The organism is Litoribacter populi (assembly GCF_007483685.1).
Classification (GTDB): Bacteria; Bacteroidota; Bacteroidia; order Cytophagales; family Cyclobacteriaceae; genus Litoribacter; species Litoribacter populi.
The window spans coordinates 3,291,519-3,316,275 of sequence record NZ_VMKN01000001.1 but is presented as its reverse complement, the minus strand read 5'-3'; the positions used below and the strand labels follow the sequence as shown (position 1 = coordinate 3,316,275).

The following is a 24,757-nucleotide window of genomic DNA, read 5'->3' as shown; positions in this document are numbered from 1 at the left end:
TTTTTTTATTTGTAGCAGACTTTTTTGACTGCCTCTATAGTTCTCTTCACATTTGGTAAGGTAGCTTCAATGTATTGCGCTGCGTAGCTCAAAGGTATATCCATGCTGTTTACCCTCAACACAGGGGCATCTAAATAATCGAAGGCACTCTTCTGAATGTTGAAAGCCAAATCAGTAGCAAGCGAAGCAATTGGGTTAGCTTCTTCAACTATTACACATCTATTAGTTTTCTTCACAGATTCTATGATAGTGGCATAATCGATAGGTCTCACCGTTCTTAAATCAATTACTTCTGCCTCGATGTTGTCTTTTGCTAGTTCTTCTGCAGCTTCCAATGCCACTTTCATCATTTTTCCAAAAGAGACAATGGTTACATCTTTACCTTTTCTTTTTACTTCAGCTACGCCGATTGGAAGTAGGTATTCGCCTTCAGGAACTTCACCTTTGTCACCATACATCACTTCTGACTCCATAAAGATCACAGGGTCATTGTCCCGGATAGAGGCTTTAAGAAGTCCCTTGGCATCATAAGGATTGGAAGGAACCACTACTTTTAACCCTGGAGTGTTAGCAAACCAGTTTTCAAAGTTGGAAGAGTGTTGAGCACCCAATTGGCCAGCGCTTCCGGTTGGTCCGCGGAATACGATAGGACAGCTATATTGTCCGGCTGACATGGAATAGATCTTAGCAGCAGAGTTGATGATCTGATCAATTGCTACTAAAGAAAAGTTGAAGGTCATGAATTCGATGACAGGCCGGAGACCGTTCATGGCGGCGCCTACACCCAACCCAGCAAAACCAAGTTCGGCAATAGGGGTGTCGTACATCCTTTCAGGACCAAATTCGTCCAACATACCTTGCGTCACTTTATATGCCCCGTTGTATTCAGCTACCTCCTCGCCCATGACAAACACATTTTTGTCACGTCTCATTTCTTCGGACAAAGCCTCTCTTAATGCTTCTCTAAATTGTATTTCTCTCATGTAACAGCCAAAATTTATGGGCGTAAAAATAGAAAGTTAATCGGCAATTCACAAGTTAATTTCAATTTCCATAGCCTTTTTGAGGCATTTATGTCAATCTGGGAATTACCTTGGCTTTCTATGAAATCAAGATTGGGTAAATGATACTGTTTTGATATTGACAAACTCCTTGATACCCAATTCGGCTAGTTCACGCCCATATCCAGATCGCTTTATTCCACCAAAGGGCAGGTAAGGGCTGGACGCCACGAGTTCATTAATAAAAACTGCACCGCTTTCAATCTGTCCTGCCAATTCATCTGCTTTGTCCATATCCGAAGTCCATAGAGACGAACCCAAACCATAGGGAGAGTCATTAGCGATCTTAATAGCTTCTTCTTCTGAATTTATTTTAAATATTGTGGCAACCGGACCAAACATTTCTTGGTGATATGCAGGCATGTCCGGAGTGATATCTGAAATAATATAAGGTTTAAAAAGTGCCTTTCCCTCTTCTGGTCTACTTCCTTCTAATATAACTTTAGCTCCCATGGCTATACTTTTATTGACTTGAGCAAAGAGTTCCTCCGCCAGGTCAGGTCTTGCCATGCAGCAATAATCAGCATTTTCATCAAACTGATCTCCTTGTTTCAATCCCTCAATTTCCTTTTTGAAAACTTCCACAAACTTGTCATAAACCTTCTTATGAATAATAAATCTTTTGGCCGCAATACAGCTTTGCCCAAAATTTATCATTCGTGATTTCGCTGCTGTTTTTGCTGCTTTTTCCACATCAGCGTCAGCCAATACGATAAAAGGGTCGCTTCCGCCCAGTTCAAGTACGGTCTTTTTCAACACCTCCCCAGCATGGGAGGCAATAATCTCTCCGGCTTTTTCGCTTCCAGTGAGGGTCGCGGCTTTTACAGAGGGGTGTTGGAGGATTGATTTGACCTTGTCGGAAGAAATCAGAAGTGTCTGAAAACAGCCTTTAGGGAATCCCGCCTCCTCAAATATCTCCTCAATAGCCAATGCGCATTGAGGAACATTGGATGCATGCTTGAGAATTCCTGTGTTGCCGACCATCAGGTTTGGTGCGGCAAATCTGAAAACCTGCCAGAAAGGAAAATTCCAAGGCATTACTGCTAAAATCACTCCCAAGGGATTGTATTTAAGCTTAGCTTTTTTGTCGTCCGGGAGGTCCAATGGTGAGTCGGCTAAAAACCCTTCAGCTTTTTCCGCATAATATCGGCAAACCCATGCGCATTTCTCAATTTCAGCTACTGACTCCTTCAGCATCTTCCCCATTTCCAGTGAAATGAGCTTGGCATAATGCTCTTTCTTACTTTCTAGAATATCAGCAGCTTTATTAAGAAAATGGGCTTTTTCTTCAAATCCGATTTTTTTCCACATTAAAAATGTGTCTTGGGCCCGTTCTACGGTTTCTTTTATTTGATGGTCACTGTGAGGGTTGTATATTTTTAAAGTTTTTCCGGTGTAGGGGTTGATGGATTTCATATTATTAGGTTTGTGGGTGAATGATTTTTTTGCCTTGCTGATGCCAATGCTTAATTCCTCCTTGTAACACGAAGACTTTTTTGAAGCCCATGGTTTTCATGAGTCTAGCTGTCGGTATAGTTTTATCTGCAGACCCGCAATAAATATAATAAGCAAGATCTTTTCGAAGGTAGGCCAATTGCTCCTCAAAATGCTGGTCATGGTAATCTATAAAGATTGCGTCTTTTAAATGTCCATTCTTCACCTCCTCCGGAGAACGTATGTCGATTAGGATAGATTCTGGATGCTTTGAGTAACCGATTTCAAACTCATCGGGGCTGAGGATTTTTTCTTGGCTCATAAAGCCCGAATGACATCCGCCGATAAGCAGAAGCAACATAACTGTATAAGTTCCAAGCCAAGTTTTCATGGTTAATCGGTAAAAATTGTGAGCAATTGTATTTTAAGTCAGCGGCAGCTAGATAGGAGCATAAATAATTCCAAATATCCCCGATTGCTCCTTCAATAAGGAATATTTCCAAATAGGGCGAAAATATAATTTCAGCATATATTTATAACTTGCGGATAAACCAACATTGTTTGAAAATGGGTAAATTAATTGGATTGATTTCGGATTCCCACAGCTATATCGATGAGGCGGTTTTGAGGCATCTAGAAGATGTAGATGAGATATGGCACGCTGGAGATATCGGGGACTTGAAGGTAATTGAACAATTGCCGAAAGGGAAGGGGTTGAGGGTTGTGACTGGTAATATTGACGATAATTTCACTAGAGCGGCATATCCTGAAGAGCAGCTTTTTGAAGTGGAAGGGGTTAAAGTCCTTATGATACACATTGGCGGGAAGCCGCCCAGGTATGCAAAAGGGGTCAAACCTAGGATCAAGCAAACCGCTCCGAAACTTTTTGTTTGCGGACATTCCCACATACTCAAAATAGAATTTGATCAATCGTCAAATGTTCTCTTTATGAATCCCGGTGCAATTGGTATACAAGGTTTTCACCAAGTCAGGACGCTTCTTAAATTCGAACTCTCGGAAGGACAGATAAAAAACTTAAGGGCAGTGGAGCTAGGGAAGAGAGCTCAAGCCCGAATTAATCAATAAAAAAGGCGACACCTTAGGTACCGCCTTTTTTATATCTTTTTTACAAATAAAGCTTATTTGTCGAAATCTTTTTTCAATTCTTCAATATCAACATTTTTGATTACTGGCTTAGCATTCAATTGTTTGATCTTGATAACTCTCGTTTTTTGAGATTGTCTCTTTCTTTTTAGTTTTCTTTTTAAAGTAGTAACAGCCATATCGATATCTGTTTATGAGTTTCCAAATTTGAGGTGCAAAGATAAGAATATCTATCAAACAATGAACGGATATGCCCAAATAAATCAGGGATTTTCATTAGCTAGTGGAGAAAAATGCCTGAATTCATCTTTATCTCACAATTCCAGCTTTAAACACCAACATAGCAAAACGAATATTCTCCTTCAATTTTCATAACTTTGGGCAAAATAAACGACAAATGAGCATTCAAAAACCGACTTTGCCTAAAGGGACCCGTGATTTTGGGCCTCAAACAATGGCTAAAAGGAACTATATACTGGAGACAATTAAATCCACTTTCAAACTTTTTGGGTTTCAACAACTAGAGACTCCAAGCATGGAGAATCTATCGGTCCTGACCGGAAAATATGGAGATGAGGGGGACCAGCTTTTATATAAAATTCTAAATAGCGGAGATTTTTTGAAAAAGGTATCTGCCGAAAAACTCGCCGAAGGACCTAACACAGTTCTTCCTTTGGTTGCAGAGAAGGGACTAAGGTATGATCTTACCGTCCCTTTTGCCCGCTATGTGGTTATGAACAGGAATGATATCGTTTTTCCTTTTAAAAGATTCCAAATCCAGCCTGTATGGAGGGCAGACCGTCCACAGAGAGGGAGATATAGAGAGTTTTATCAATGTGACGCTGACGTTGTAGGTACAGACAGTTTGGTATGCGAAGCCGAAATCATCCTAATGATAAAGCGGGTTTTTAGTGCGTTACAACTCACTGACTATAGCATTAAAATCAATAACCGAAAGATTCTGACCGGCATATCTGAAGTGATAGGGGAGCCTGGACGAGAAAGCGACCTTTGTGTTTCAATAGATAAGTTGGACAAAATCGGTTGGGAAAAGGTACAGGAAGAACTCGAACAAAAAGGGTTTTCTAAGGAGTCAATTGATAAATTAGGGCCTATTATCGATATGAATTCCAGGGACAAGTTTGAGTTTTTGCAGATTTTTCTGGCTAGCAGTGAAGTAGGATTGCAAGGCTTGAATGAATTGCGCGAGGTTTTTGAGCTCCTGAAAAGCTTTGGAGAGGATGATGAATTTGTGGATTTTGACGTGGTATTAGCCCGTGGGCTTTCCTATTATACGGGTGCAATTTTCGAAGTAAAGGTCAACAATGTATCCATTGGCTCCGTGAGTGGAGGAGGGCGTTATGACAATCTTACGGGGGTGTTTGGTCTTGAGGGTGTTTCTGGAGTTGGTTTTTCTTTTGGAGTGGACCGACTTTATGATGTGTTGGAAGAATTGGAGCTATTTCCTGAGGAAAGCTTAAAATCCACCACCTTGATGGTCGCACACTTTGGTGAAGATGCCCTGAGTCATGGGCTGAAAGTGCTGACTGAAGCCAGAAAGCTTGGGATCAGCGCTGAAATTTTCCCTGATGATGCCAAAATGAAGAAGCAGTTTAATTACGCGGATAAAAAGAACATCCCTTTTGTAATCATCATCGGTTCGGAAGAAATCAAAAGTGGAGAAGTGACGCTCAAAAACATGCAATCGGGTGAGCAAAGACAGATTGGGCTTCAAGATGCCTTGAAGCAAATAAGTCAATCAATCTAGGAAAAACCAGTTTGTTACCATAGTAAAAAAGCCCTTTTCGATTTCTGAAAAGGGCTTTTTTAATTATGATTAAGCTATTTTTTTCAGTTTACTTCGACTATGGAGTTTATAGGGATATGGATTCCTCCTTTGAGTGTGATAAATTGGTCACCTACCGACCATACGGTGGTCTCTACGCAGTATGCATTCTCTTCACGGTCTTCAAAAATAATGTTAACCTTACTCTGAAGAAGGTTCCCTAGTGTCAGTGCCCTTAGTAGATCCGCTGCACGAAATTTTTTAGACTCGGGGCTGTCCAAGACCTCCCTACGACTAAATCGTAAACCTCTGATGTGCTCCTTGTCAATTTTAGCGATGGTTTTCATGGTGTAAAAGAAATTTTTGAGTTCTATTCCTAATACGTATATAAGTCGATTTTATTGTAAAAAGTTCTTAATTAGATATATTATATTTTAATATTTATAAAATAGATATAATATATTGTAAATCTATGACATTTCCTATGATAGGAAAATTGTGTGTAGTAAAATCTGATGTAAAAACAATTATCTTTGTAAAAAAAGCAGATAGGATATGTTCGACTTTATGAATATCATGAATAAGGTGAAAGAGGCCCAGGCGAAAATGAAGGAAACGCAGGCCCAATTGGTCAACGTGACCGCAGAAGGGGAGTCCGGGGCAGGTATGGTCAAAGTCACCGTCAATGGTCATCGAAAGGTAATTGACATGACCGTGGATGAATCCCTTATCAATCCACAGGACAAGGATATGCTCAAGGATTTAATTGTGGCAGCCACCAACAAAGCTTTTGAAGCTATAGATGTGAAAATCAAGGAAGAAATGAAAAATGCCACGGAAGGCATGATGCCAAACATCCCAGGAATGGATTTCGGCAATATGTTTTAATGAAGGCGGCTATTGTTATTCTTAATTACAATGGGAAGGAGATGCTTGAGCGTTTTCTTCCCAATGTTATAATTAATTCCATTTTCCCCATCATAGTGGCAGATAATGCTTCAACTGATGGTTCCTGTGATTTTTTAGCTAAGTCTTACCCTGAGTTAGAGATTTTGAATAATAGTCAAAACCTCGGATATGCTGGTGGTTATAATGCTGCTTTAGAGCAACTCAAGGGGAGGTTTACTTACTATATTCTTTTAAATTCTGATGTTGAGGTAAACGCTGGGTGGGACTGTAAGCTTATTCACTTTTTAGACCAAAATTCCTTGGCAGCAGGGGTCCAGCCTAAGATATTATCACATCAAAATCCAGAAAACTTTGATTATGCAGGTGCTTGTGGAGGATTTTTAGACAGTCTTGGTTACCCTTATTGTCGTGGAAGAATACTTAACACCATTGAGAAAGATGAGGGGCAGTACGATGAAATTCTAGAGGTGGACTGGGCATCCGGAGCCTGTTTGGCAATACGAACCAATGTTTTTGAAGAGTTTGCTGGATTTCGAGCTGATTTTTTTGCCCACATGGAGGAGATTGAACTATGCTGGAGAATCCGAAAAAAGGGAATGAAGCTATACTGTCTTCCTCAAAGTACGGTTTACCATTTGGGCGGGGGGACGCTTAGTAAAACCAATGCGTACAAAACCTATTTAAATTTCCGCAACAGTATTTTAATGTTGTATTTGAACCTGGACAGAAAAGGTTTTCGAAACGTTTTTTGGAAGCGATTACCTTTGGATATGATTGCTGGGGTACATTTAATGTTTAGCCAAGGATGGGCACATTCCCTGGCAGTATTCTGGGCTTACCGAGATTTTTTCAAAATGCGGCGCAGAATGGCCAAAGACAGCCTTTTGGCATCAAAATTGGTAAAGGGAAGTTCGGGAAGAAAAGTCCTTTCCATAATTTTGACATATTATTTTCAGGGAAAAAAGAAATTTAGTCAGTTGGGATTAGTCAAATAGCACTGGGTTGTTCATCTTGCGGAAATACTTTCGTACTTTCATTAGCATAGCCATGGATACGTAAAAGATTACTGGGGAGCCTAATGTGATAAATGAGGAGTAGATGAAAAACAGTCTTATGCTATCTATTGGGAAATTCAGCCTTTCACCTAACTTAGAGCAAACCCCAAATGCTCGATCTTCAAAGAATATCTTGATTTTTTCCATGATAATAATGGTCTGATTATAATAAATCAATTTGATTTTATCGGGAATATAATAAATAATCGAATAAACCAACAACAATGTTTATGAAAAAGGCAACTTTTTTGACAGTGATGGGTGGGGCTATTGTCCTATCCGCCTGCACCAACGTGCAGTCCGTCATCAAACGCTCAGCGGATCAGCAGCTCCAAGTCCAACCTAATCCCTTGGTGCTAGAAGGCGACTCTGTCAAATTTGATATGGAAGCCCAGCTTCCTCCTAAAATGCTGAACAAGAATTTTAAATATACCCTCCAACCGGAATTTCAATACCAAGGTAAAATTCAGCCCATATCCGACAATATGGAATTTGACGGTGCTGAGATAAACAATAAGGAACAGAATGCTCAACAAAAATCATTTGCGTTCCCATACAAGGATGGAATGGAAACAGGAACCCTAAAGGTGGAAGGTCGTGCGACACACAAAAAGAAAGGTGGGTCTGCTTCTACTGAAGGAGTCAGGGTGGCTGAGGGAATCATTACGACCTCAAGGTTGGCCAGAATCGGTCAGGTGACAGAAGAAGGGGGAATCCCAAATATGGGGCTCTACATGGGGCACGATTACGAGGCAGCCGATGAACTTGAACCCACTGAGGTGGAGTTTTTCTTCCAACAAGGCAGCGCCAACCTTAGATCAAGTGAGGTTAATTCTGACCGAGGGAGTTATCTGAAAGCTTTCATCGCAGATAACAATGTGACTAAAACGGTGACAATCACCGGTACCCACTCTCCTGAAGGGTCAGAAAGGGTGAATAGGAACCTTTCCAAAAACAGAGCCGAGGCAATTGAGCGTTTCTATAGAAGAGAGATGGAAAAATTCGATTATCGTGACGAATCCAAAGATGTACAGTTTATCCTTAAGCCTGTGGTGGACGATTGGTCTGATTTCAAATTGCTGCTAGAAGATTATAATCAATTAAACGAGAGTCAAAAAGAGGAGTACTACGAAATTATCGATGGATCAGGTGACTTTGACAGCAAAGAAAGACAAATGCGTCAATTGTCAACTTACAAAACTGTTTTCAACGATCTTTATCCAAGAATGAGGATAGCGCAAACAGAGATCTTGACGACTAAAGATAAAAAGTCAGAGGCTGAGATTTCGATCTTAGGTTCCAGAATCTCCAGAGGGGATGTGCAGACGGATACCTTGTCAGAAGCTGAGCTTGCCTATGCTGCAGAAATCAATCCAAGTTACTCTGCGAAGGAAAGCCTATACAAAGCCCAAGTAGAAACCTATGACAGTCCAATGTCGCACAATAACCTTGGTGTGGTTTACTTGAACCTTGCAAATAGATCAGCATCCAAATCGGAAAAGGATGAATATCTTAGAAACGCGATTAGAGAGTTTGAAGCAGCAAATGCAGATGAAGAAAAAGCATATGCTATGCATAACCTTGGACAGGCTCACCTCATGTTAGGTGATTACGAAACGGCGTACAAATATATGTCTGATGCTTCTACCAAGGATCAAAGCGAGGAATTTACTCATATAAACGACGCCACACGCGGTGCTGTCGATATCATCAATGGAGATTACAAATTGGCAACCATCAGGTTGAACAATGCTCCTGAGAACGAAACTAACCTGTTTAATAAAGGGTTGGCCTACCTATTGACTGAAGACTACAGAAATGCGGTAAATGCCTTTGAGGAAAGCGTCATGGTCAACAGAGATTTTGGGTATGGTTTTTATGGCTTGGCAATTGTCGCAGCCCGAAGTGGCAATGAGGAGGTGATGTACGAAAACCTTCAAAAAGCTTCAGAAAGAAGTAGCGATTTGAAAAGAAGAGCAGCCACGGATCCTGAGTTCAGAGCTTACAGGGATAATTCTTCCTTCAGAGAAGCGATCAGATAAAGAGATAACTAAACCAAACAATGTAAACCGACAACCCCATGGGTTGGCGGTTTTTTTTATTAATAATGTTTGGGGTTTAAAGTTTTTTCAAAAAGGGGATTTTGAATTATATAAGATTATATCTATATTAAATATTCAACTTAAAAGAAAAACGAAATGGTAAAAAGTTATCAAGGAGTTCGAGTAGTTGAGGATAAGAAAAAATCCCTTCAGCCTATTTATGTGAAAGATTACATGACCACCAACTTGATCACCTTCAATCCTGAGGACAGTATTGACAAGGTGGTGGACATCCTTACTTCCAAAAGGATTTCAGGGGGACCAGTGGTGAATGATTCAGGCAAATTAGTTGGAATAATTTCCGAAGGTGATTGCCTCAAGCAAATTATTAAGGGAAAATATTCCAATACGCCAGACTTGGGAGGAAAAGTGGCCGACCATATGTCAACAGAAGTGTTGACCATGAGTCCTGAGCTTAGTATTTTCGACGCAGCTCAGAAGTTCCTCACCCTTAAAGTAAGAAGATGTCCAGTGATGAGAGACGGAGATTTAATCGGTCAGATCAGTATTAGTGACATTATCAAGGCGGTTCAGGATTTAAAATCTACCACTTGGTAAATAAGTGAAGAGGGGATGGGCTCAAATATATCCTACCAATTTATAAACGAATAGTCCAGCCCATTCCTTAAACATTTTTTGCCAAACCATCAACGAATCGGGTGCAGGCTGAAAGATAGATTTAAAGTTGGCCCCGCTATCCGAGCCGTAATAATCCACCGGATAGGTTTCAGTGATGAGTCCTACCTTATCAAAACATTTTTTTGATCTAGGCATGTGAAAGGCCGAGGTAATCAATAAGTAGGTTTTGTTCACATCATATCCTTTTTCTATCAGGGTTTCCTTTGCAAAAAGGGCGTTTTCTCTAGTGTTGACCGCTTGGTTTTCTATTATTACGTCTTCCCTGGGGACTCCTGCCGTATACATGAAGTTGGCCAAAAGATCGGCCTCCCGGTTGCTGTTGACATTATAGAATCCCTCTCCACCAGTGATTAATATTTTGTTGATTTTGCCCTCCTTGTAAAGTTGCATGGCATGTGTTGCCCTATCTGCTCCCCGGTCAAAAAACGTCCGGTCATTTGCCGTCTTGTTGATATTGGTGACACCTGTAAGTACAATTCCCACTTCGTAGGTAGGTAGCGTGGCAATTTCTTTGAATTGGGGCTCCCAAGCATTCATCATTTTATTGGATAAAAACCGGTTGCTCATCAACAACAGTAAGAGAAGGGAGGCCCACAACAGTTTTCGACCAATTGGTTTTTTGACCCAAACCATTCCCAAGATAAAAAGAATGAGAATGATGGTGAGCGGAAGTATGAGGAAGCTGAAAATTTGGGATAAAAAGTAAACCATGCCTATATTTTTTGTGCAAAAATAAAAAATTATCTCAAGTTCTGATTTAATAATACGGCAACCAAGGATTTTATTCACCGCCAAATAAAATTAAACAAAGTCATCTAGTTGTGGTGTAGCGATTTACTTCACTTTTTTGTAAATTTATGGAATAATCGGATACGTTATGCATGAACTGGATTTGCCACCATTTATATTGATGGGATGGAAGATTGCCGGAGGGATTATCCTGATATTTTTTATCATAGCTCTAGTCATGATTCTCAATAATAAATCCCTGCCCACTCGGGAAAAAATGCTTTGGATGTGGGGCTCCTTCCTTTTACCGATCTTAGGACCATTACTCTTTATCGTATTGGGTAGGTATGGGAAATGAATTATTGAGACATTGACTGTCTCGACGAATGACAATCCTCGCGAATGGGAGAGAATTTAATTAACTTCGACATTCAAATTTATCAGGAGTTCAATGTCGGAGAAGCCATTCATCATTTATAAATCCTCTGCTGGATCGGGGAAAACCTACACCCTAACCAAAGAGTACCTTAAACTTGCATTAGCCCACCCTTATGCCTTCAAATCCATCCTGGCCGTAACCTTTACCAATAAGGCTACTCAGGAAATGAAAGAAAGAATCTTGGAAGTTCTTTCCAGAATGAAAATTGAAATCCGGCCTGAAGAGGATCTAGACAGAACATTGCTAACTCACTTCCAAATCAATGCTCCCGAGCTACAAGAAAGGGCAAAGCGAACCTTGCTGGCTATTCTGCACGATTACGGCAGCTTTTCAGTGAGCACCATCGACAGCTTTTTCCAAAAGGTGGTGAGGTCTTTTGCCAGAGAAATTGACCTTCAGGCCAAATTTGACGTCGAGCTTGATCAGGATGCTGTTCTTTCACGAGTTGTGGATAGGATTATTACCAAGGTGATGGAGGACCCGCTATTGCACAAATGGCTGGTGGATTATGCCCATGAGCAGGTGCAGGAGGGTAAAAGTTGGGACATTAGGACTGGCATACAAGGTCTGGGAAAACAGTTGTTCCAAGAAGGATTCAAGCAATACCAGCAGGATATTAAGCTTTTTCTCTCCAACCCCCAAAATGTGGCGGATCTGAGAAAGTTTATCCATGCCCAGAGGGGAAAGCTTGCCGAGTATTGCTGTGAGTTGAAAGAGGAGGCTACCCGTATCCGCACCGAGAATGGCTTGGAATGGACGGACTTCAATGGGGGTGGGCGCTCCTTTGCCCGAAGATTTGAGGATTTAGGCGCCAAACCATGTCCCGTTCCAGTTTTGACAGATGCCCAGTCGAAAATGATTGACAACCCAGATGCCTGGGCTACCAAAACCAGCAAACAAAAAAATGCTATAGAGACTGCCTTCCATGCTGGATTGGGAAGAATCCTCTCCGAAATTAATACCCTAACACGCAGCTGGAATACTCTAGAGGCGGTAAGGAAAAATTTTTATGTATACGGGATTTTCAAAAATCTCCTTGAAGAGTTGGTTGAACTCAAAAACGATGAGAACATCTTGCTCATTTCTGATGCTAATGACTTTTTGAAAGAAATTACCAAGGAAAATGAAGCGCCTTTCATCTATGAAAAAGTCGGTAATCAATACCAACATTTTCTAATTGATGAATTTCAGGACACCAGTGGCTTCCAGTGGGAGAGTTTCAAACCTCTATTGGAGAATTCACTTGCCGAAAATAAAACCAACCTTTTGGTGGGGGATGTGAAGCAGTCTATTTATCGCTGGAGAGGTGGTGAATTAAGGTTACTTTTGGAGGAAGTGGAGCGACAAATCGGATCTGTTAAAATCAGGGTGGAAAATCTCGAAACCAATTTCCGTAGTCTTCCCAATATCATCAATTTCAACAATACAGTATTTTCCCAATTGGCCGGCATGCTTAAGTCGACCTTAGAGGAAAAGTATGGGGTAGAGGCGGCAGGGATTCTCGGCAGAGCCTATGAGGATGTAGTTCAGAAAGTGTCTGACCGAAAGTCAGAAGTGCCGTTTAAAGGTAAAGTTCGCATGGAGTTCATTCAGGAGGACAAGGAAGCCGAAGAAGGGGGCAGCGAGGCTCAGATGCTTCAAAAACTCCCACAGGTGGTGATGGAGCTTCAGGATAGGGGCTATGCTTTGAAGGATATCGCTTTTCTTGTCAGAAGAAAATCAGAGGGGGAAAGAATTGTCCATAACATGATGCAGGCCGCCCAAGATTTTCCGGAATATAGATTTGACGTTTTATCCGATGAAGCCATGTATTTGGGACAGTCCGCTTCCGTCAAGGCACTGGTTGCCGGTATGAGGTACATTTTTGATCCCGAGGATATGGTAGCCTATACTTCGATGTGGTATTTTCGCGGGGTGATTTTTGAGAATGAGGTTTCTCATGAATTGTTTAGCGTAGAAGATTTGCCCTCCGAGCTTGAGCCCAAGGCAGCACAATTGGGCCAGAGGATGCCTGAATTTTTGCAGATGCCGTTATCCGAAATGCTGGAAGAACTAATCCAAATCTTGGACTTGGCCCAGTCCGGCAAGGAGAAGGCTTATATTTCTGGGTTTAAGGAAGCTGTATTCGATTTTGTAGGAAAAAATAGAGCTGACTTAGCAGGCTTTTTGGAATGGTGGGAGGAAAACCAACAGAAACGGACGGTAAAGATTCCCGAAAACCATGATGCCATGCGGATTTTGACTATTCACAAGTCCAAAGGTCTTCAATATAAAGTAGTCTTAATGCCTTATTTGGACTGGACCATATTTGATACCAGCAAGGATAACATTCTTTGGAGTCCATTTGAGTTGGAAGGTCTTCCATCCACGATTATACCACTTTCTCTCAAAAAAGAATTGGCCAATTCGGCCTTCGAGCAAGTCTACGCAAATGAGGAAATCATGGCCTACCTCGATACGCTAAACATGGTATATGTCGCCTTGACAAGGGCCGAGGAAGTCTTTTGGTCTTTCACGGCCTATAAGGAGGTAAAGAAAACGACCTCCTTAAACTCACTGGGCATTAATTTGCAGCTTCTTTTGGAAAATGGCAGCATGAAAGACGCAGCAGTTGACCTTCCAGTTTATTTTGACGGAGAGTCAAAGGTTTTTGAATTTGGTGAATGGGGTGATAAAATCAGTTCTCCCACCATCAAAACCGCTCCTTCAGATTTAAGGTGGGACTATACACCATGGCAAACTCTCTTGAAAGTCCGTCAATTGGACCAAAACCTAGAAGGCTCTGATCTTTTGGACCAAAAAAGAAAATATGGTTTGCTGATCCACCGATTATTGGAAAACTCCAAAACTCGGGAGGAGGCTTTGCAATGGATCGACGCCTATTGGTTCGAGGGGGAAATTACCCAAGATGAAAAGGGAATACTCCAAAACCAGTTGAACACACTTTTTGGCCAGGAGCTTTTCAAAGGGTGGTTTCAAGGTGAGGGGGTGCTTTTAGCCGAGCAAGGTATTATTTTGCCAGGCGGAGAATTGCGAAGACCGGATAGGGTGATTCTAAAGGATCAAGAGGCCATTGTAGTCGACTTTAAAACCGGAGAAAAGAAAAAGTATTACCAAGACCAGGTACAGGCTTACATGGAGCTTGTCAGTGAGATTACCAAGTTGCCAACAAAGGGTTACTTATGTTATCTGGAGTCCGGAGAAATCATAGAAGTTACACTCGTCGGAAAACAAGGGCAGCTTTTCGGTTAATTAGCCCAATTCATCAAAAATTTATGCACAGTTTCTTAAGAAATACAGCTCAAGATATATTACAGTCTTACCCTTCACTTAAAGAGGTGACCGTGGTGCTTCCTAATAGGAGGGCAGGACTTTTCTTTACCCAACATTTGGGCAAAATAATAGATAAGCCTCAATGGCTGCCAGAGGTCAAAACTATCGAGGACCTTTTTTACGGATATGCTGGCAACAGACCTGCTGACAACCTAACCTTGATTTTTGAATTATATAAGGTCTACAAGAAAATCCATCCGGCCCCCGAGGACTTTGACAGGTTCTATTATTGGGGAGAAATGATCCTCAAGGATTTTAATGATCTAGACCAGTTTCTCGCTGACGCGGAAAAACTGTACCGTGATCTTTCTGAAATTAAAGTCATTGAAACTGATTTAAGCTATTTGACTGAAAATCAAATTCAGCTTATAAGAGAATTTTGGAAATCTTTCAACTTGCAGGACAAAGGGCATCAGGATAAGTTTTTGAAGTTTTGGCAAATGCTTCATGGATTATATTTGGCTTTTAAGGAGGAGTTAGACCAGAAAAAGCTTGCCTATGGAGGGATGCTTTATAGGCAAGTCATAGAGTCTCTGGAAAGCATACCCAAACCTGAAAGACAATTCGTCTTTGTTGGTTTCAATGCATTTACGAAAACTGAAGAAGTACTGCTGAAGCACTTTATCAAAAAATTTGATGCCAAAATTTATTGGGATCTGGACGCATACTATATCCAGGACCAGCATCAGGAGGCAGGGTTGTTTTTTAGGGAATATATGAAGGATCCGGTATTTGGCCCAACATTTCCAGACACCCTTCCAAGTGAAATAGCCAGCAGAAAAGCCAAAATCAAAACCTATGCGATACCATTGAAGGTAAACCAGTCCAATCTGGTAGGGAAAATTTTGGAGGAAATCAGCGGTGAGGAATCGCTGGAGGAGACCGTGGTGATATTGCCAGATGAGCAACTGCTCTTTCCGACCCTACACGCCATGCCGCCAAATATCGACAAGATTAACGTGACGATGGGGTATCCAGTTAAGAACGCGCCAGTTTACGCATTTTTGGAGGGAGTACTGGATTTACAGAAATACACCAAAATTGAGGATGAGAAGATTTTGTTTTACCACAAACCTGTTCGGGATCTATTGGCCTCACCCTATCTTCAGCATGAAAATACCAAAGAGGTTCAGGAGTTGCTCAAAAGCATCCAAGAAACCAACTTGGTATATGTGCCGCAAGACCTTCTAGCCAAAGTCAACAGTTTTTTCAAAATGCTTTTTGTCAAACTGACTCCTCCAAAAATATTTTCCTATTTGGGAGAGGTGATCAAGAGATTGCACAAGCAGGCTACCGAGGAGGCATTGCAGAAAAGCTACTTGATGCAAACTTATAAGCAGCTGAACCGATTGGGCGAGATTCTTTCCGATCAGCAAGATGTGGAGGTAAGCATAGATTTTTTCATACGGATTTTCCGTCAGGTGTTTCGAGAAGTCAAGCTCCCCTTTGAGGGCGAGCCTTTGGCAGGTTTGCAGGTGATGGGGGTACTTGAGTCAAGAAACCTTGATTTCCGCCGAGTGATCATTTGCAATATGAATGAGGAAAGCTTTCCTCCAGGTGGGGGAATGAACTCCATGATACCGTTTAATCTCAGGAGAGCCTTCGGGCTGCCTGTACAGGAGCAGAATGACGCCATTTACGCATATACCTTCTACAGACTCTTGCACAGCGCAGAGGAGGTTCATATGATCCACACCACAGCGGGGGATCAGGGGAAGGCTGGAGAGAAGAGCCGGTATATTCAACAGATGGCAGAAGAAATGGATTGGACCAACAGGAGTATGGACGAAGAGGTAGTATTTGTCCCAGTCGATCTTTCCAAATCGCAGGTCATCTCCATTCCCAAAAATGAAAAGATCTATCAAGCTCTGGAAAGGTATGTCTTGAAGGGTGCCGGTGAAAGGGTCACCGCCTTTTCACCGTCTGCCCTGAATGTGTGGTTGGACTGCAGACTGAAATTCTACTTAAGGTACATTGCGGGAATGGATGAAAAGTCCGTGGTGAATGAGGAAGTGGACCCTGCGGTTTTTGGCAACTTGGCTCACCTTAGTCTTGAGATTCTCTACCAAAATTATATCGAAAGGAAAAAAAGCGCTGTAATAGAAAAATCAGATTTCGAAAGATTGAGGGAATTGGTGTTCCCGTCCATCGAAAAGGCCATACGCAAACAGTACTTCCTTGAGGATAACGCCGAGGTCAAGCTCAACGGTCAATTAGCTATAGCCCGCGATGTGCTTCAAAAGTATGTGTTGGGAGTCTTGGCCATCGATGAGAGTACCGCGCCGTTTGAAATCATTTCCCTTGAGGCAGAAAAGAAGTATAGAACAGCCGTGGTAATCCAAACACCGTCAGGTATAAGAAGTGTGGCAGTTGGCGGAATCATTGACCGCGTGGATCGGGTTGGGGAAACGGTCCGATTGATTGATTATAAATCGGGAACGGATAAGAAAAGCTTTCCCGACATTCCGTCGCTTTTCGATAGGCAGCTGAAGAATAGAAACAAGGCGGCCATGCAGACCTTGTTGTATGGGCTTCTATATAATTCTAAATTTCCTACAGAAAGCAAACCCTTGAAACCGGCAATTTTCAACTTAAGAGAAATCTTCAAACCAGATTTCAATCCTTACCTCCAAGTGAAGGCGGGGAGAGGCCAGGGGTACGAGCTTAACGATTATCGAGAATACAAAGAAGAATTTGATACAGAATTGAAAAAGCTTCTGGAGGAAGTTTACGATCCCCAGGTTCCTTTTGACCAAACCCCACATGAGGAAAAATGCAGATACTGTCCCTATCAGGAAATCTGCGAAAGAGGATGAAATAACAAAAAGGCCTTTCCAAAAATGGATGGGCCTTTTGATTTTTAGAAGCTTTTTTTCTGGACTTTTTTACTTAGCTCAGGGATGGCCATTAGTGCGGCTGAACCATACCATTGAATTAACTCCATTCTTAATACTCCGGCTTTTATAGCGGGGTCTCGTGAGGTAAGCTCCTCGGCTTCTTCTATGGTGGCTACATCGAATAGGAATATCCCCCGAAGGTCATCCCCGTCTATGAAGGGGCCGGCCAAAACCAGCTTGCCTTCCGCCGCTAATTGACTGATGTTTTCCATATGTCCTTTTTGGATTTTCGTTCTTTCCTCGGGGCTATATTTTTCCACTTTTTCACCTCTTTTGAGAAAAGCCATCACATAGGTTTTCATTCCATAGTCATCGGCCTTGTATTGCTCGGCCAGCTTCTGATCATAGGTCTCTTGAGCAGCTAGGTTTTGGCAGAAAAGAAGGGGCAGGAGAAGGAAAGCTAATCCCAGGATTTGTCTTTGAGTCTTCATTGATCTTTTAAGTTTAGAAAGGCAATTTACTCAATTTTTTCTGGTCCCCTGGCTATCTAATTAACAAGAGTCATAGATGGTTTTCCTTCAGGGAAAGGCAGCGGAAGGGGTGAACCTAGGTAAGGGGGGGCTTACTCTAAGGAGCATAAGTCCCCTTCTATTATTCAAATCTACTAGTTCAAAGCGAGCGAAGTCCCCCAATTTCTTAAATGCCCTGGAGAAGGCAGAGGAAAAGTGGCAGGGTGATAAATTACTTTATATTAGATGATTTAAGTTATACGTTTTTAATGTGTTAAGAGTTTTTTAGTCTTATCTAAATTAGTCTAGACTAAATAATTACGGTTAGGCTAAATCAAGTTTTTGAGCATTTTTACCACATTTGAGGCCAAATTTTCCTACATTCGGTTTCGTATTAGTTCGAGTCAAAATCACATTATGAGTTCCGATAAAATCAAGACAGTGGTCATTGTCGATGATGACAAAGTGCAGCACATGATCAACAGGAAAATCCTTTTGCGGAGCAGTCCCGATTTGCAACTCCAGTTTTTTGAAAATCCCCTAAAGGCGTTGGAATGGTTGGCCACAAATCAGGCAGACCTTTTGCTTTTGGATATCAATATGCCGGAAATGAAAGGCTGGGAATTTTTGGAGATTTTGGAATCCAAAGCGATTGAGCTGGATGTCAAAATGCTTACCTCCAGCATGGATGTCGACGACGTGGAAAAGAGTAAAAAGTATAGGTTGGTCAGCGGTTTTTTAATCAAGCCATTGAACAAAAATGAAGTAGAAGTGCTTTTGAATTGAGAAAGACAACTTTTATGCTTTTTTAAGAGACTTCTAAGCATGAGATTTAGTAGTTTCGCATTTTGATTTGTATTTAAAAGATGGCAGGAAACACAGCTGAGAGAAATTACATTATATCCAAAAAAATAGATCAATTCTTCATTGAACTGGCGAGTGTCTTCAGGTTTATGAAGCGCTTTTTTGTGGAGGTATGGTTTCCTCCCTACGAGTTTAGAGAAGTGCTACGACAATGTTATGAGATCGGGGTAAAATCACTTCCATTGATATCCCTTACGGGTTTCATTGTCGGAATAGTTTTCACAAATCAATCTAGACCTTCGTTGACAGAGTTTGGGGCTACCAGTTGGTTGCCTGCATTGATCTCAATTGCGATTGTGAGGGCTATGGGGCCTTTGGTGACAGCACTGATTGCTGCGGGAAAGGTAGGATCGAGTATAGGAGCAGAAATTGCCTCCATGAAAGTGACCGAGCAGATTGACGCAATGGAGGTATCGGCTACCAACCCATTCAAGTATTTGGTAGTTACCCGGGTGTTGGCTTCTACCTTTATGATACCGCTACTGGTGATGTATGTGGATTTTGTAGCCCTTATGGGGGCTTTTATCAATGTGCATCAAAACGAACTCACCAGCCTTACAACCTTTTTTGTAGAGGTTTTTGAGGCTTTGACTTTCTTGGACATCTTTTCATCTCTGATAAAATCAACCGTTTTCGGCTTTACCATAGGAATTGTAGGCTGCTATAAGGGCTACACATCCTCTAAAGGAACGGAGGGTGTGGGCAAGGCTGCAAATGCGGCGGTGGTGATGGCCATGTTCCTCATTTTTATCGAGGAGCTTTTAGCATTGCAGATTGTTAATTTCTTTAGATTTAATTAAGCGATGAGGGAGAAGGTAATAGAAATAAAGGGGCTTAAGAAATCTTTTGGAGACCTGCATGTACTCAAGGGAGTAGATCTGGATCTTTACAAAGGGGAGAACCTTGTAGTATTGGGAAAATCAGGAACGGGTAAGTCGGTATTGATTAAAATAGTGGTCGGCTTATTGGCCCAAGATGAGGGCTCATTGACGGTTTTTGGTCAGGAGGTAAACAGCCTTCCTACAAAAGAATTGGATAAACTGAGGCTTAAGATAGGTTTTTCCTTTCAGCACAGTGCACTTTATGATAGTATGACGGTGCGGGAAAATCTTGAGTTTCCTCTAGTCAGGAATGTGAAACACATTTCTGAGAGTGAAAAAGATAAGAAAATCCGCCGTGTTCTGGAATCGGTAGGCCTTAGCCAAGCTATTGACCAGATGCCATCGGAGCTTTCTGGAGGGCAGAAAAAGCGAATTGGTATTGCCAGGACATTGATCTTGGAACCTGAAATTATGCTTTATGATGAGCCTACGGCAGGGCTTGACCCCATCACCTGTGGTGACATCAATGAGTTGATCAATCAGGTTAGAGACGAATATAAGACCTCCTCCATAGTGATTACCCACGATCTAACATGTGCAAAAATGACGGGAGATCGGCAGGCGGTCTTGTTGGATGGCAAATTTGGGGCAGTTGGGGAGTTTGAACAGGTGTTCCACTATACTTCTGATGATAGAATAAAGGCGTTTTACGATTATAACTTCGTTAATTGATGAAAAGTGAAAATAAAAAATCTGTTATCGTAGGCATATTCACGCTGATCGGGATAGTAATTCTCGTGGCGGGGATCATGACCTTGGGCGGTCAACAAAAGAAGTTTGTCAAAAGCTTCCGTGCAAAGGCCGTGTTTGATGATGTAGCAGGGCTTCAAGTGGGTAACAATGTGTGGTTTTCCGGTGTGAAGATAGGTACAGTGCGAAAGATCAATTTCTACGGGGATTCCCAAGTAGAAATCGAGATGAACATCGAGGAGAAAACACGGGATTTTATCCGTAAGGACTCAAAAGCTACCATCAGCTCCGATGGTCTTATTGGTAACAAAATCATTGTTATATACGGTGGAACTACTCAGGCGCCACCTATTGAAAATGATGATAGATTAGTATCGGTGATGCCACTTGATACGGATAAGATGATGGAAACGCTGCAGGAGAACAACAGAAATCTAGTCTCCATTACCAATGACCTAAAAAATCTAACCGGCAAAATAAGCGAAGGGGAGGGTATCATAGGAGCGGTACTTACTGACAGCTTACTTGCTGACAATTTCCGTAATATGCTCAGTAATCTTGAGAACACCACTATAAACAGTAATAAGATCACCTCGGATCTTTCCAGTTTTGCCTCAAAGATGAACCAAGAGGGGACCTTATTAGATAACCTTGTGAAAGACACTACTGTGTTTAAAAGCCTTCAAGCTACTGCAAAAAGCCTAGAAAGCACTACGAAAGAAGCTTCTGCTGCCGCGACCAATTTCAATTTGGCCAGCGAGAAAATAAAGGAGACTGATAATGCTTTGGGAATGTTGCTCAATGATGAGCAATTTGCCCAGTACCTAAAAGGAACCCTAGAAAATCTTGAATCCGGTACAGATAGGCTGGATGAGAATTTGGAGGCACTTCAGCATTCATGGTTGCTTAGAAGATATTTCAGAAGGCAGGCCAGAGAGCAGGCAGCTCAGGAAGAGAATTAAAATAAACTGCAATTCATTTGACTTAAAATACATTTCAAGTATTAAATGTCACGGTTAAGTCAAAAAGGCCCAAAGTTTGAAATCTTTGGGCCTTTTTCTTTTACCCTTCCTTGTAAGCTTATCAGTTGTGCTTGTTAACAGTTTAATTAAAAATGTTGGGAAGGGGAATAGAGCTTAAACCTTCTGTAATTATTCAGCTGAGAGGCTTTGCAGAGTATAGATAAGTTTCTATTCATTTATCTTTAAATCATTAGCTATCGATAAGTAATACCTTGAAAAAGGATACCAAAAAGGTGATTGTAAGTTTTTCATATGAAGTGGATCATTCTGGTTGTCAATTTAGATAATTCTGGGACTCACTTTATTTACAATACCCTCCAATTTACTCCTATTTGGTTAGCATTTATGATTAAGTGAAGATTGAGTTAATTGGGTATAGTATAATATCCATCAACTGTTTATATCTCTTTGCGAGAGGTGATTTTTGAATTAGAATAAGGGATATTGAAGTTTGTCTAATTTCTTCAAACAAAGCTTAATGAGGAAGGTTAAATTTCTGCCGGCTATACTTTTTTCTCTCCGGTCATTAAATCATCTTTTAACCTACTTCAAATCATATGTCATTGGATCCATATAATATTAAGAAAACTCTTTCCACTGCTCAAGGCGGTCTCGATTATTGGAGTCTTACAGAGCTTTGCCAGCAGGGCAAAAGCCTTCAGAAACTGCCATTTAGTATCCGGATCCTTTTGGAAAATGTCCTTCGCAATTTCGATAACTTTGCCATTACCAAAGATAACATAGAGACCATCCTCAACTGGGCTCCGCAACCTTCTGATAAGGATATACCCTTCAAACCTGCTAGGGTTTTAATGCAGGATTTTACCGGCGTTCCGGCAGTGGTGGATATTGCATCCCTCCGTGCAGAAGCCGTCCGCAAGGGTAAAGATGGACAAAAGATAAATCCACTTATCCCCGTTGATTTAGTGATAGATCACTCAGTCCAAGTGGACTATTTTGGAACCAACTATTCCTATAAGAAAAATGTGGATGTTGAGTATAAAAGAAATGGGGAAAGGTACCAGTTGCTAAAGTGGGCCCAAACTGCATTTGATAATTTTTCGGTAGTTCCTCCAGGGATGGGTATCTGTCACCAGGTCAATTTGGAATATCTGGCTAAAGGGGTGATTGTTCGGGATGGGGCGATTTTCCCGGATACGCTTGTGGGAACGGACTCCCATACACCCATGGTGAATGGAATAGGTGTAGTAGGGTGGGGAGTCGGTGGAATCGAGGCTGAAGCTGCCATCCTAGGTCAACCGATTAACTTTATCATGCCAGAAGTTGTGGGGCTTAAGCTTACGGGCTCCCTTCCCCTAGGCACTACCGCTACTGATATGGTGCTTACCATAACTCAGCTTCTCAGAAGTCATGGGGTGGTGGGTAAGTTTGTGGAGGTATTCGGCTCAGGCCTGGATACCCTTTCTGTGCCGGACAGGGCCACCATAGCCAATATGTCTCCTGAATTTGGCTGTACAGTAACCTATTTCCCTATTGACGACCGTACGTTGGATTACATGGCCAAAACCAATCGAAGCGAAGAGCAAATCAAGCTAGTCGAGCAATATTGTAAAGAAAACATGCTTTGGAGAAAAGATGAGGAGCAAATTGAGTATTCTAGTGTTGTAGATTTGAACCTTGATAATGTAGAACCAACGGTAGCGGGACCAAAAAGGCCACAAGACAAGATTTTGCTTAGGGAGTTTAAGAGTAAATTTGGAGAAATACTCCACGAAGTGCATGGAAGGGAATATATTCCCATTGACAAGAGAGATGTGAGTCGATGGTATGAAGAAGGCGGAAGCAGCCAGCCGACTGAGCAGTCTCCAACCGTTCCATCTGAAGTGGAAATTGAAACCAAACTTCGCGATGGTTTGAAGACAGTGGTTGTAAAGTTGCATAATGAAAAATTTGCCCTTCATGACGGCTCAGTGGTAATAGCGGCCATCACCTCGTGTACCAATACCTCCAATCCCAACGTAATGATCGGTGCTGGATTGGTGGCCCAAAAAGCTCGTCAAAGGGGCTTGGATGTGAAGCCTTGGGTCAAAACCTCCCTTGCGCCAGGTTCAAAGGTTGTTACCGATTATCTGATCAAAGCTAACCTCCTTGACGACCTAGAAGCCTTAAGGTTTCATTTAGTTGGTTACGGATGTACTTCTTGTATTGGCAACAGTGGGCCTTTACCTAGGCATATCGCGCAGGCTGTGGAAGATAATGACTTAGTAGTGGCTTCAGTGCTTTCTGGAAATAGAAATTTTGAAGCAAGGGTACATCCCCAAGTTAAAATGAATTACCTGATGTCCCCCATGCTTGTGGTGGCCTACGCTCTAGCTGGAAGGGTTGATATCGATTTAAATTCCGAACCAGTGGGGTATGACCCTAATCTGGAGCCGGTGTATCTAAAAGACATTTGGCCTAGCAATGAAGAAATATTTGGCTTGGTAAGCCAAGTTCTTTCACCTAGCGATTTTGACAAGAATTACGGAGAAATTTTTGAGGGAAATGAACAATGGAAAAACCTGGAGGTACCAAAGGATCCGGTTTATCAATGGGATGAGAAATCAACTTATATCAAAGAGGCACCATTTTTTGATGGGATTTCTGAAGAAATTTCCGAACCTCAAGATATTAGAAGTGCGCAAGTTCTTTTAAAACTCGGAGATAGCATCACTACTGACCATATCTCCCCAGCAGGAGCGTTTTCGGAAGTATCTGCCGCTGGAAAATTCCTTTTAGAGAGAGGGGTTCCAAAAGCGAATTTTAATTCCTATGGGTCCAGACGTGGAAATGACGAGATTATGGTTAGAGGGACATTTGCCAATGTAAGGATCAAAAATGAATTGTCTTCAAAAGAAGGCGGATACACGATGCACATTCCAAGCGGGGAGGAGATGAATATTTATGATGCCGCACAGAAATATAAAGAGACCAACACTCCATTGATGGTATTGGCTGGTAAAGAGTACGGAAGCGGGTCCTCTAGGGATTGGGCTGCCAAAGGGACTAATTTATTGGGAGTAAAAGCAGTCATTGCGGAAAGTTACGAACGGATCCATCGAAGTAACTTAGTAGGTATGGGAGTAATGCCACTTCAGTATGTAGAAGGTGAAAATGCGGAAACATTAGGGCTTACCGGTAAGGAGAAATACTCAATTGAAAATATAGAAACAGGCTTGGAACTTGGTAAGAGGCTTTTAGTAAAGGTGGAGAGTGAGGATGGATCAAGAAAAAGTTTCGAAGTTGTAAGTAGGTTGGATTCTGGCATTGAAATTGAATACTTCAAACATGGAGGTATCCTGAATTATGTTTTTCGTCAGTTTTTACAGCGTGACAATGCTTAAGGGATGTTTTTTTATAAAG

At 41.7% G+C, this 24,757-nt stretch carries 22 protein-coding genes; 14 read left to right on the top strand and 8 right to left on the bottom strand.

Annotated elements, in window-relative coordinates; genetic code table 11:
• Positions 1-5 precede the first annotated feature (5 nt).
• The 3 genes from FPL27_RS14385 to FPL27_RS14375 all read right to left on the bottom strand — a co-directional run bounded on the left by FPL27_RS14385 (position 6) and on the right by FPL27_RS14375 (position 2,886).
• Positions 6-983: a pyruvate dehydrogenase complex E1 component subunit beta gene (locus tag FPL27_RS14385; protein ID WP_143961754.1), complete on the bottom strand. Its 978-nt coding sequence runs from the start codon at positions 981-983 to the stop codon at positions 6-8.
• A 126-nt stretch (positions 984-1,109) separates the two neighbouring features.
• Positions 1,110-2,477: an NAD-dependent succinate-semialdehyde dehydrogenase gene (locus tag FPL27_RS14380; RefSeq protein ID WP_143961753.1), complete on the bottom strand. Its 1,368-nt coding sequence runs from the start codon at positions 2,475-2,477 to the stop codon at positions 1,110-1,112.
• A 4-nt stretch (positions 2,478-2,481) separates the two neighbouring features.
• Entirely contained in the window at positions 2,482-2,886 is a 405-nt protein-coding gene (locus FPL27_RS14375) for a rhodanese-like domain-containing protein (protein WP_143961752.1), read from the bottom strand.
• Between the two features lie 176 nt (positions 2,887-3,062).
• Here FPL27_RS14375 and FPL27_RS14370 point away from each other — a divergent pair, with 176 nt between their 5' ends.
• The gene (locus FPL27_RS14370) at positions 3,063-3,581 is read left to right on the top strand and encodes a metallophosphoesterase family protein (protein WP_143961751.1); all 519 of its coding nucleotides are present in this window, start codon (positions 3,063-3,065) and stop codon (positions 3,579-3,581) included.
• Between the two features lie 53 nt (positions 3,582-3,634).
• On the opposite strand, the gene FPL27_RS19845 is transcribed toward FPL27_RS14370, so the two are convergent.
• Positions 3,635-3,778 (bottom strand): hypothetical protein, encoded by a 144-nt coding sequence (locus FPL27_RS19845; protein ID WP_185974383.1) that lies wholly within the window; start codon positions 3,776-3,778, stop codon positions 3,635-3,637.
• Positions 3,779-3,996: 218 nt separating this feature from the next.
• Here FPL27_RS19845 and hisS point away from each other — a divergent pair, with 218 nt between their 5' ends.
• Complete coding sequence (gene hisS / locus FPL27_RS14365) at positions 3,997-5,367, top strand: histidine--tRNA ligase (RefSeq protein ID WP_143961750.1); 1,371 nt, start codon at positions 3,997-3,999, stop codon at positions 5,365-5,367.
• Positions 5,368-5,450: 83 nt separating this feature from the next.
• On the opposite strand, the gene FPL27_RS14360 is transcribed toward hisS, so the two are convergent.
• Positions 5,451-5,732, bottom strand: coding sequence for a hypothetical protein (locus tag FPL27_RS14360; RefSeq protein WP_143961749.1), 282 nt, complete (start codon positions 5,730-5,732; stop codon positions 5,451-5,453).
• Positions 5,733-5,940: 208 nt separating this feature from the next.
• Between FPL27_RS14360 and FPL27_RS14355 the strand changes: the two genes are divergently transcribed.
• A complete protein-coding gene (locus FPL27_RS14355; RefSeq protein ID WP_143961748.1) occupies positions 5,941-6,273 on the top strand; it encodes a YbaB/EbfC family nucleoid-associated protein in 333 nt (110 codons plus the stop codon).
• Positions 6,273-7,289, top strand: a complete 1,017-nt coding sequence (locus FPL27_RS14350) for a glycosyltransferase family 2 protein (protein WP_143961747.1) — start codon at positions 6,273-6,275, stop codon at positions 7,287-7,289. The genes FPL27_RS14355 and FPL27_RS14350 overlap by 1 nt, the downstream gene beginning before the upstream one ends.
• On the opposite strand, the gene FPL27_RS14345 is transcribed toward FPL27_RS14350, so the two are convergent.
• Complete coding sequence (locus FPL27_RS14345; RefSeq protein WP_143961746.1) at positions 7,278-7,496, bottom strand: PspC domain-containing protein; 219 nt, start codon at positions 7,494-7,496, stop codon at positions 7,278-7,280. The genes FPL27_RS14350 and FPL27_RS14345 overlap by 12 nt on opposite strands.
• Positions 7,497-7,579: 83 nt before the next feature.
• Between FPL27_RS14345 and FPL27_RS14340 the strand changes: the two genes are divergently transcribed.
• Both FPL27_RS14340 and FPL27_RS14335 read left to right on the top strand, forming a co-directional pair.
• Positions 7,580-9,391, top strand: a complete 1,812-nt coding sequence (locus FPL27_RS14340; protein ID WP_185974382.1) for a tetratricopeptide repeat protein — start codon at positions 7,580-7,582, stop codon at positions 9,389-9,391.
• A 156-nt stretch (positions 9,392-9,547) separates the two neighbouring features.
• On the top strand, positions 9,548-10,009 hold the full coding sequence (locus FPL27_RS14335; RefSeq protein ID WP_143961744.1) for a CBS domain-containing protein: 462 nt from the start codon (positions 9,548-9,550) through the stop codon (positions 10,007-10,009).
• 21 nt (positions 10,010-10,030) lie between these two features.
• Here the strand turns inward: FPL27_RS14335 and FPL27_RS14330 are convergent, their stop codons facing one another.
• A complete protein-coding gene (locus FPL27_RS14330; RefSeq protein ID WP_143961743.1) occupies positions 10,031-10,801 on the bottom strand; it encodes a YdcF family protein in 771 nt (256 codons plus the stop codon).
• 166 nt (positions 10,802-10,967) lie between these two features.
• Between FPL27_RS14330 and FPL27_RS14325 the strand changes: the two genes are divergently transcribed.
• The 3 genes from FPL27_RS14325 (at position 10,968) to FPL27_RS14315 (ending at position 17,407) form a co-directional block, all read left to right on the top strand.
• Positions 10,968-11,177 (top strand): PLDc N-terminal domain-containing protein, encoded by a 210-nt coding sequence (locus FPL27_RS14325; protein WP_143961742.1) that lies wholly within the window; start codon positions 10,968-10,970, stop codon positions 11,175-11,177.
• A gap of 93 nt (positions 11,178-11,270) precedes the next feature.
• Complete coding sequence (locus FPL27_RS14320) at positions 11,271-14,510, top strand: UvrD-helicase domain-containing protein (RefSeq protein WP_143961741.1); 3,240 nt, start codon at positions 11,271-11,273, stop codon at positions 14,508-14,510.
• Between the two features lie 23 nt (positions 14,511-14,533).
• Positions 14,534-17,407: a PD-(D/E)XK nuclease family protein gene (locus FPL27_RS14315; protein WP_143961740.1), complete on the top strand. Its 2,874-nt coding sequence runs from the start codon at positions 14,534-14,536 to the stop codon at positions 17,405-17,407.
• Between the two features lie 44 nt (positions 17,408-17,451).
• Here the strand turns inward: FPL27_RS14315 and FPL27_RS14310 are convergent, their stop codons facing one another.
• Positions 17,452-17,919 (bottom strand): YciI family protein, encoded by a 468-nt coding sequence (locus FPL27_RS14310; RefSeq protein ID WP_143961739.1) that lies wholly within the window; start codon positions 17,917-17,919, stop codon positions 17,452-17,454.
• Positions 17,920-18,354: 435 nt separating this feature from the next.
• Between FPL27_RS14310 and FPL27_RS14305 the strand changes: the two genes are divergently transcribed.
• The 5 genes from FPL27_RS14305 (at position 18,355) to acnA (ending at position 24,738) form a co-directional block, all read left to right on the top strand.
• Positions 18,355-18,723 carry a response regulator gene (locus tag FPL27_RS14305; RefSeq protein WP_143961738.1) on the top strand — a complete coding sequence of 123 codons (369 nt, stop codon included), beginning with the start codon at positions 18,355-18,357 and terminating at the stop codon, positions 18,721-18,723.
• Between the two features lie 80 nt (positions 18,724-18,803).
• On the top strand, positions 18,804-19,601 hold the full coding sequence (locus FPL27_RS14300) for an MlaE family ABC transporter permease (protein WP_143961737.1): 798 nt from the start codon (positions 18,804-18,806) through the stop codon (positions 19,599-19,601).
• Positions 19,602-19,604: 3 nt separating this feature from the next.
• Complete coding sequence (locus FPL27_RS14295; RefSeq protein ID WP_143961736.1) at positions 19,605-20,354, top strand: ABC transporter ATP-binding protein; 750 nt, start codon at positions 19,605-19,607, stop codon at positions 20,352-20,354.
• Positions 20,354-21,334: an MlaD family protein gene (locus tag FPL27_RS14290; RefSeq protein ID WP_143961735.1), complete on the top strand. Its 981-nt coding sequence runs from the start codon at positions 20,354-20,356 to the stop codon at positions 21,332-21,334. Before FPL27_RS14295 ends, FPL27_RS14290 begins: the two co-directional genes overlap by 1 nt.
• A 617-nt stretch (positions 21,335-21,951) precedes the next feature.
• On the top strand, positions 21,952-24,738 hold the full coding sequence (gene acnA, locus FPL27_RS14285; RefSeq protein WP_143961734.1) for an aconitate hydratase AcnA: 2,787 nt from the start codon (positions 21,952-21,954) through the stop codon (positions 24,736-24,738).
• The last annotated feature ends 19 nt before the right edge of the window (positions 24,739-24,757 follow it).

What these genes read in the sequence shown, in the direction of transcription:
- FPL27_RS14375 (WP_143961752.1), bottom strand. Translation starts at nt 2,886, where the DNA reads ATGAAAACTTGGCTTGGAACTTATACAGTTATGTTGCTTCTGCTTATC.
- FPL27_RS14385 (WP_143961754.1), bottom strand. Translation starts at nt 983, where the DNA reads ATGAGAGAAATACAATTTAGAGAAGCATTAAGAGAGGCTTTGTCCGAA.
- FPL27_RS14355 (WP_143961748.1), top strand. Translation starts at nt 5,941, where the DNA reads ATGTTCGACTTTATGAATATCATGAATAAGGTGAAAGAGGCCCAGGCG.
- FPL27_RS14350 (WP_143961747.1), top strand. Translation starts at nt 6,273, where the DNA reads ATGAAGGCGGCTATTGTTATTCTTAATTACAATGGGAAGGAGATGCTT.
- FPL27_RS14345 (WP_143961746.1), bottom strand. Translation starts at nt 7,496, where the DNA reads ATGGAAAAAATCAAGATATTCTTTGAAGATCGAGCATTTGGGGTTTGC.
- FPL27_RS14370 (WP_143961751.1), top strand. Translation starts at nt 3,063, where the DNA reads ATGGGTAAATTAATTGGATTGATTTCGGATTCCCACAGCTATATCGAT.
- FPL27_RS14315 (WP_143961740.1), top strand. Translation starts at nt 14,534, where the DNA reads ATGCACAGTTTCTTAAGAAATACAGCTCAAGATATATTACAGTCTTAC.
- FPL27_RS14310 (WP_143961739.1), bottom strand. Translation starts at nt 17,919, where the DNA reads ATGAAGACTCAAAGACAAATCCTGGGATTAGCTTTCCTTCTCCTGCCC.
- FPL27_RS14325 (WP_143961742.1), top strand. Translation starts at nt 10,968, where the DNA reads ATGCATGAACTGGATTTGCCACCATTTATATTGATGGGATGGAAGATT.
- FPL27_RS19845 (WP_185974383.1), bottom strand. Translation starts at nt 3,778, where the DNA reads ATGGCTGTTACTACTTTAAAAAGAAAACTAAAAAGAAAGAGACAATCT.
- hisS (WP_143961750.1), top strand. Translation starts at nt 3,997, where the DNA reads ATGAGCATTCAAAAACCGACTTTGCCTAAAGGGACCCGTGATTTTGGG.
- FPL27_RS14330 (WP_143961743.1), bottom strand. Translation starts at nt 10,801, where the DNA reads ATGGTTTACTTTTTATCCCAAATTTTCAGCTTCCTCATACTTCCGCTC.
- FPL27_RS14380 (WP_143961753.1), bottom strand. Translation starts at nt 2,477, where the DNA reads ATGAAATCCATCAACCCCTACACCGGAAAAACTTTAAAAATATACAAC.
- FPL27_RS14335 (WP_143961744.1), top strand. Translation starts at nt 9,548, where the DNA reads ATGGTAAAAAGTTATCAAGGAGTTCGAGTAGTTGAGGATAAGAAAAAA.
- FPL27_RS14305 (WP_143961738.1), top strand. Translation starts at nt 18,355, where the DNA reads ATGAGTTCCGATAAAATCAAGACAGTGGTCATTGTCGATGATGACAAA.
- FPL27_RS14320 (WP_143961741.1), top strand. Translation starts at nt 11,271, where the DNA reads ATGTCGGAGAAGCCATTCATCATTTATAAATCCTCTGCTGGATCGGGG.
- acnA (WP_143961734.1), top strand. Translation starts at nt 21,952, where the DNA reads ATGTCATTGGATCCATATAATATTAAGAAAACTCTTTCCACTGCTCAA.
- FPL27_RS14290 (WP_143961735.1), top strand. Translation starts at nt 20,354, where the DNA reads ATGAAAAGTGAAAATAAAAAATCTGTTATCGTAGGCATATTCACGCTG.
- FPL27_RS14300 (WP_143961737.1), top strand. Translation starts at nt 18,804, where the DNA reads ATGGCAGGAAACACAGCTGAGAGAAATTACATTATATCCAAAAAAATA.
- FPL27_RS14340 (WP_185974382.1), top strand. Translation starts at nt 7,580, where the DNA reads ATGAAAAAGGCAACTTTTTTGACAGTGATGGGTGGGGCTATTGTCCTA.
- FPL27_RS14360 (WP_143961749.1), bottom strand. Translation starts at nt 5,732, where the DNA reads ATGAAAACCATCGCTAAAATTGACAAGGAGCACATCAGAGGTTTACGA.
- FPL27_RS14295 (WP_143961736.1), top strand. Translation starts at nt 19,605, where the DNA reads ATGAGGGAGAAGGTAATAGAAATAAAGGGGCTTAAGAAATCTTTTGGA.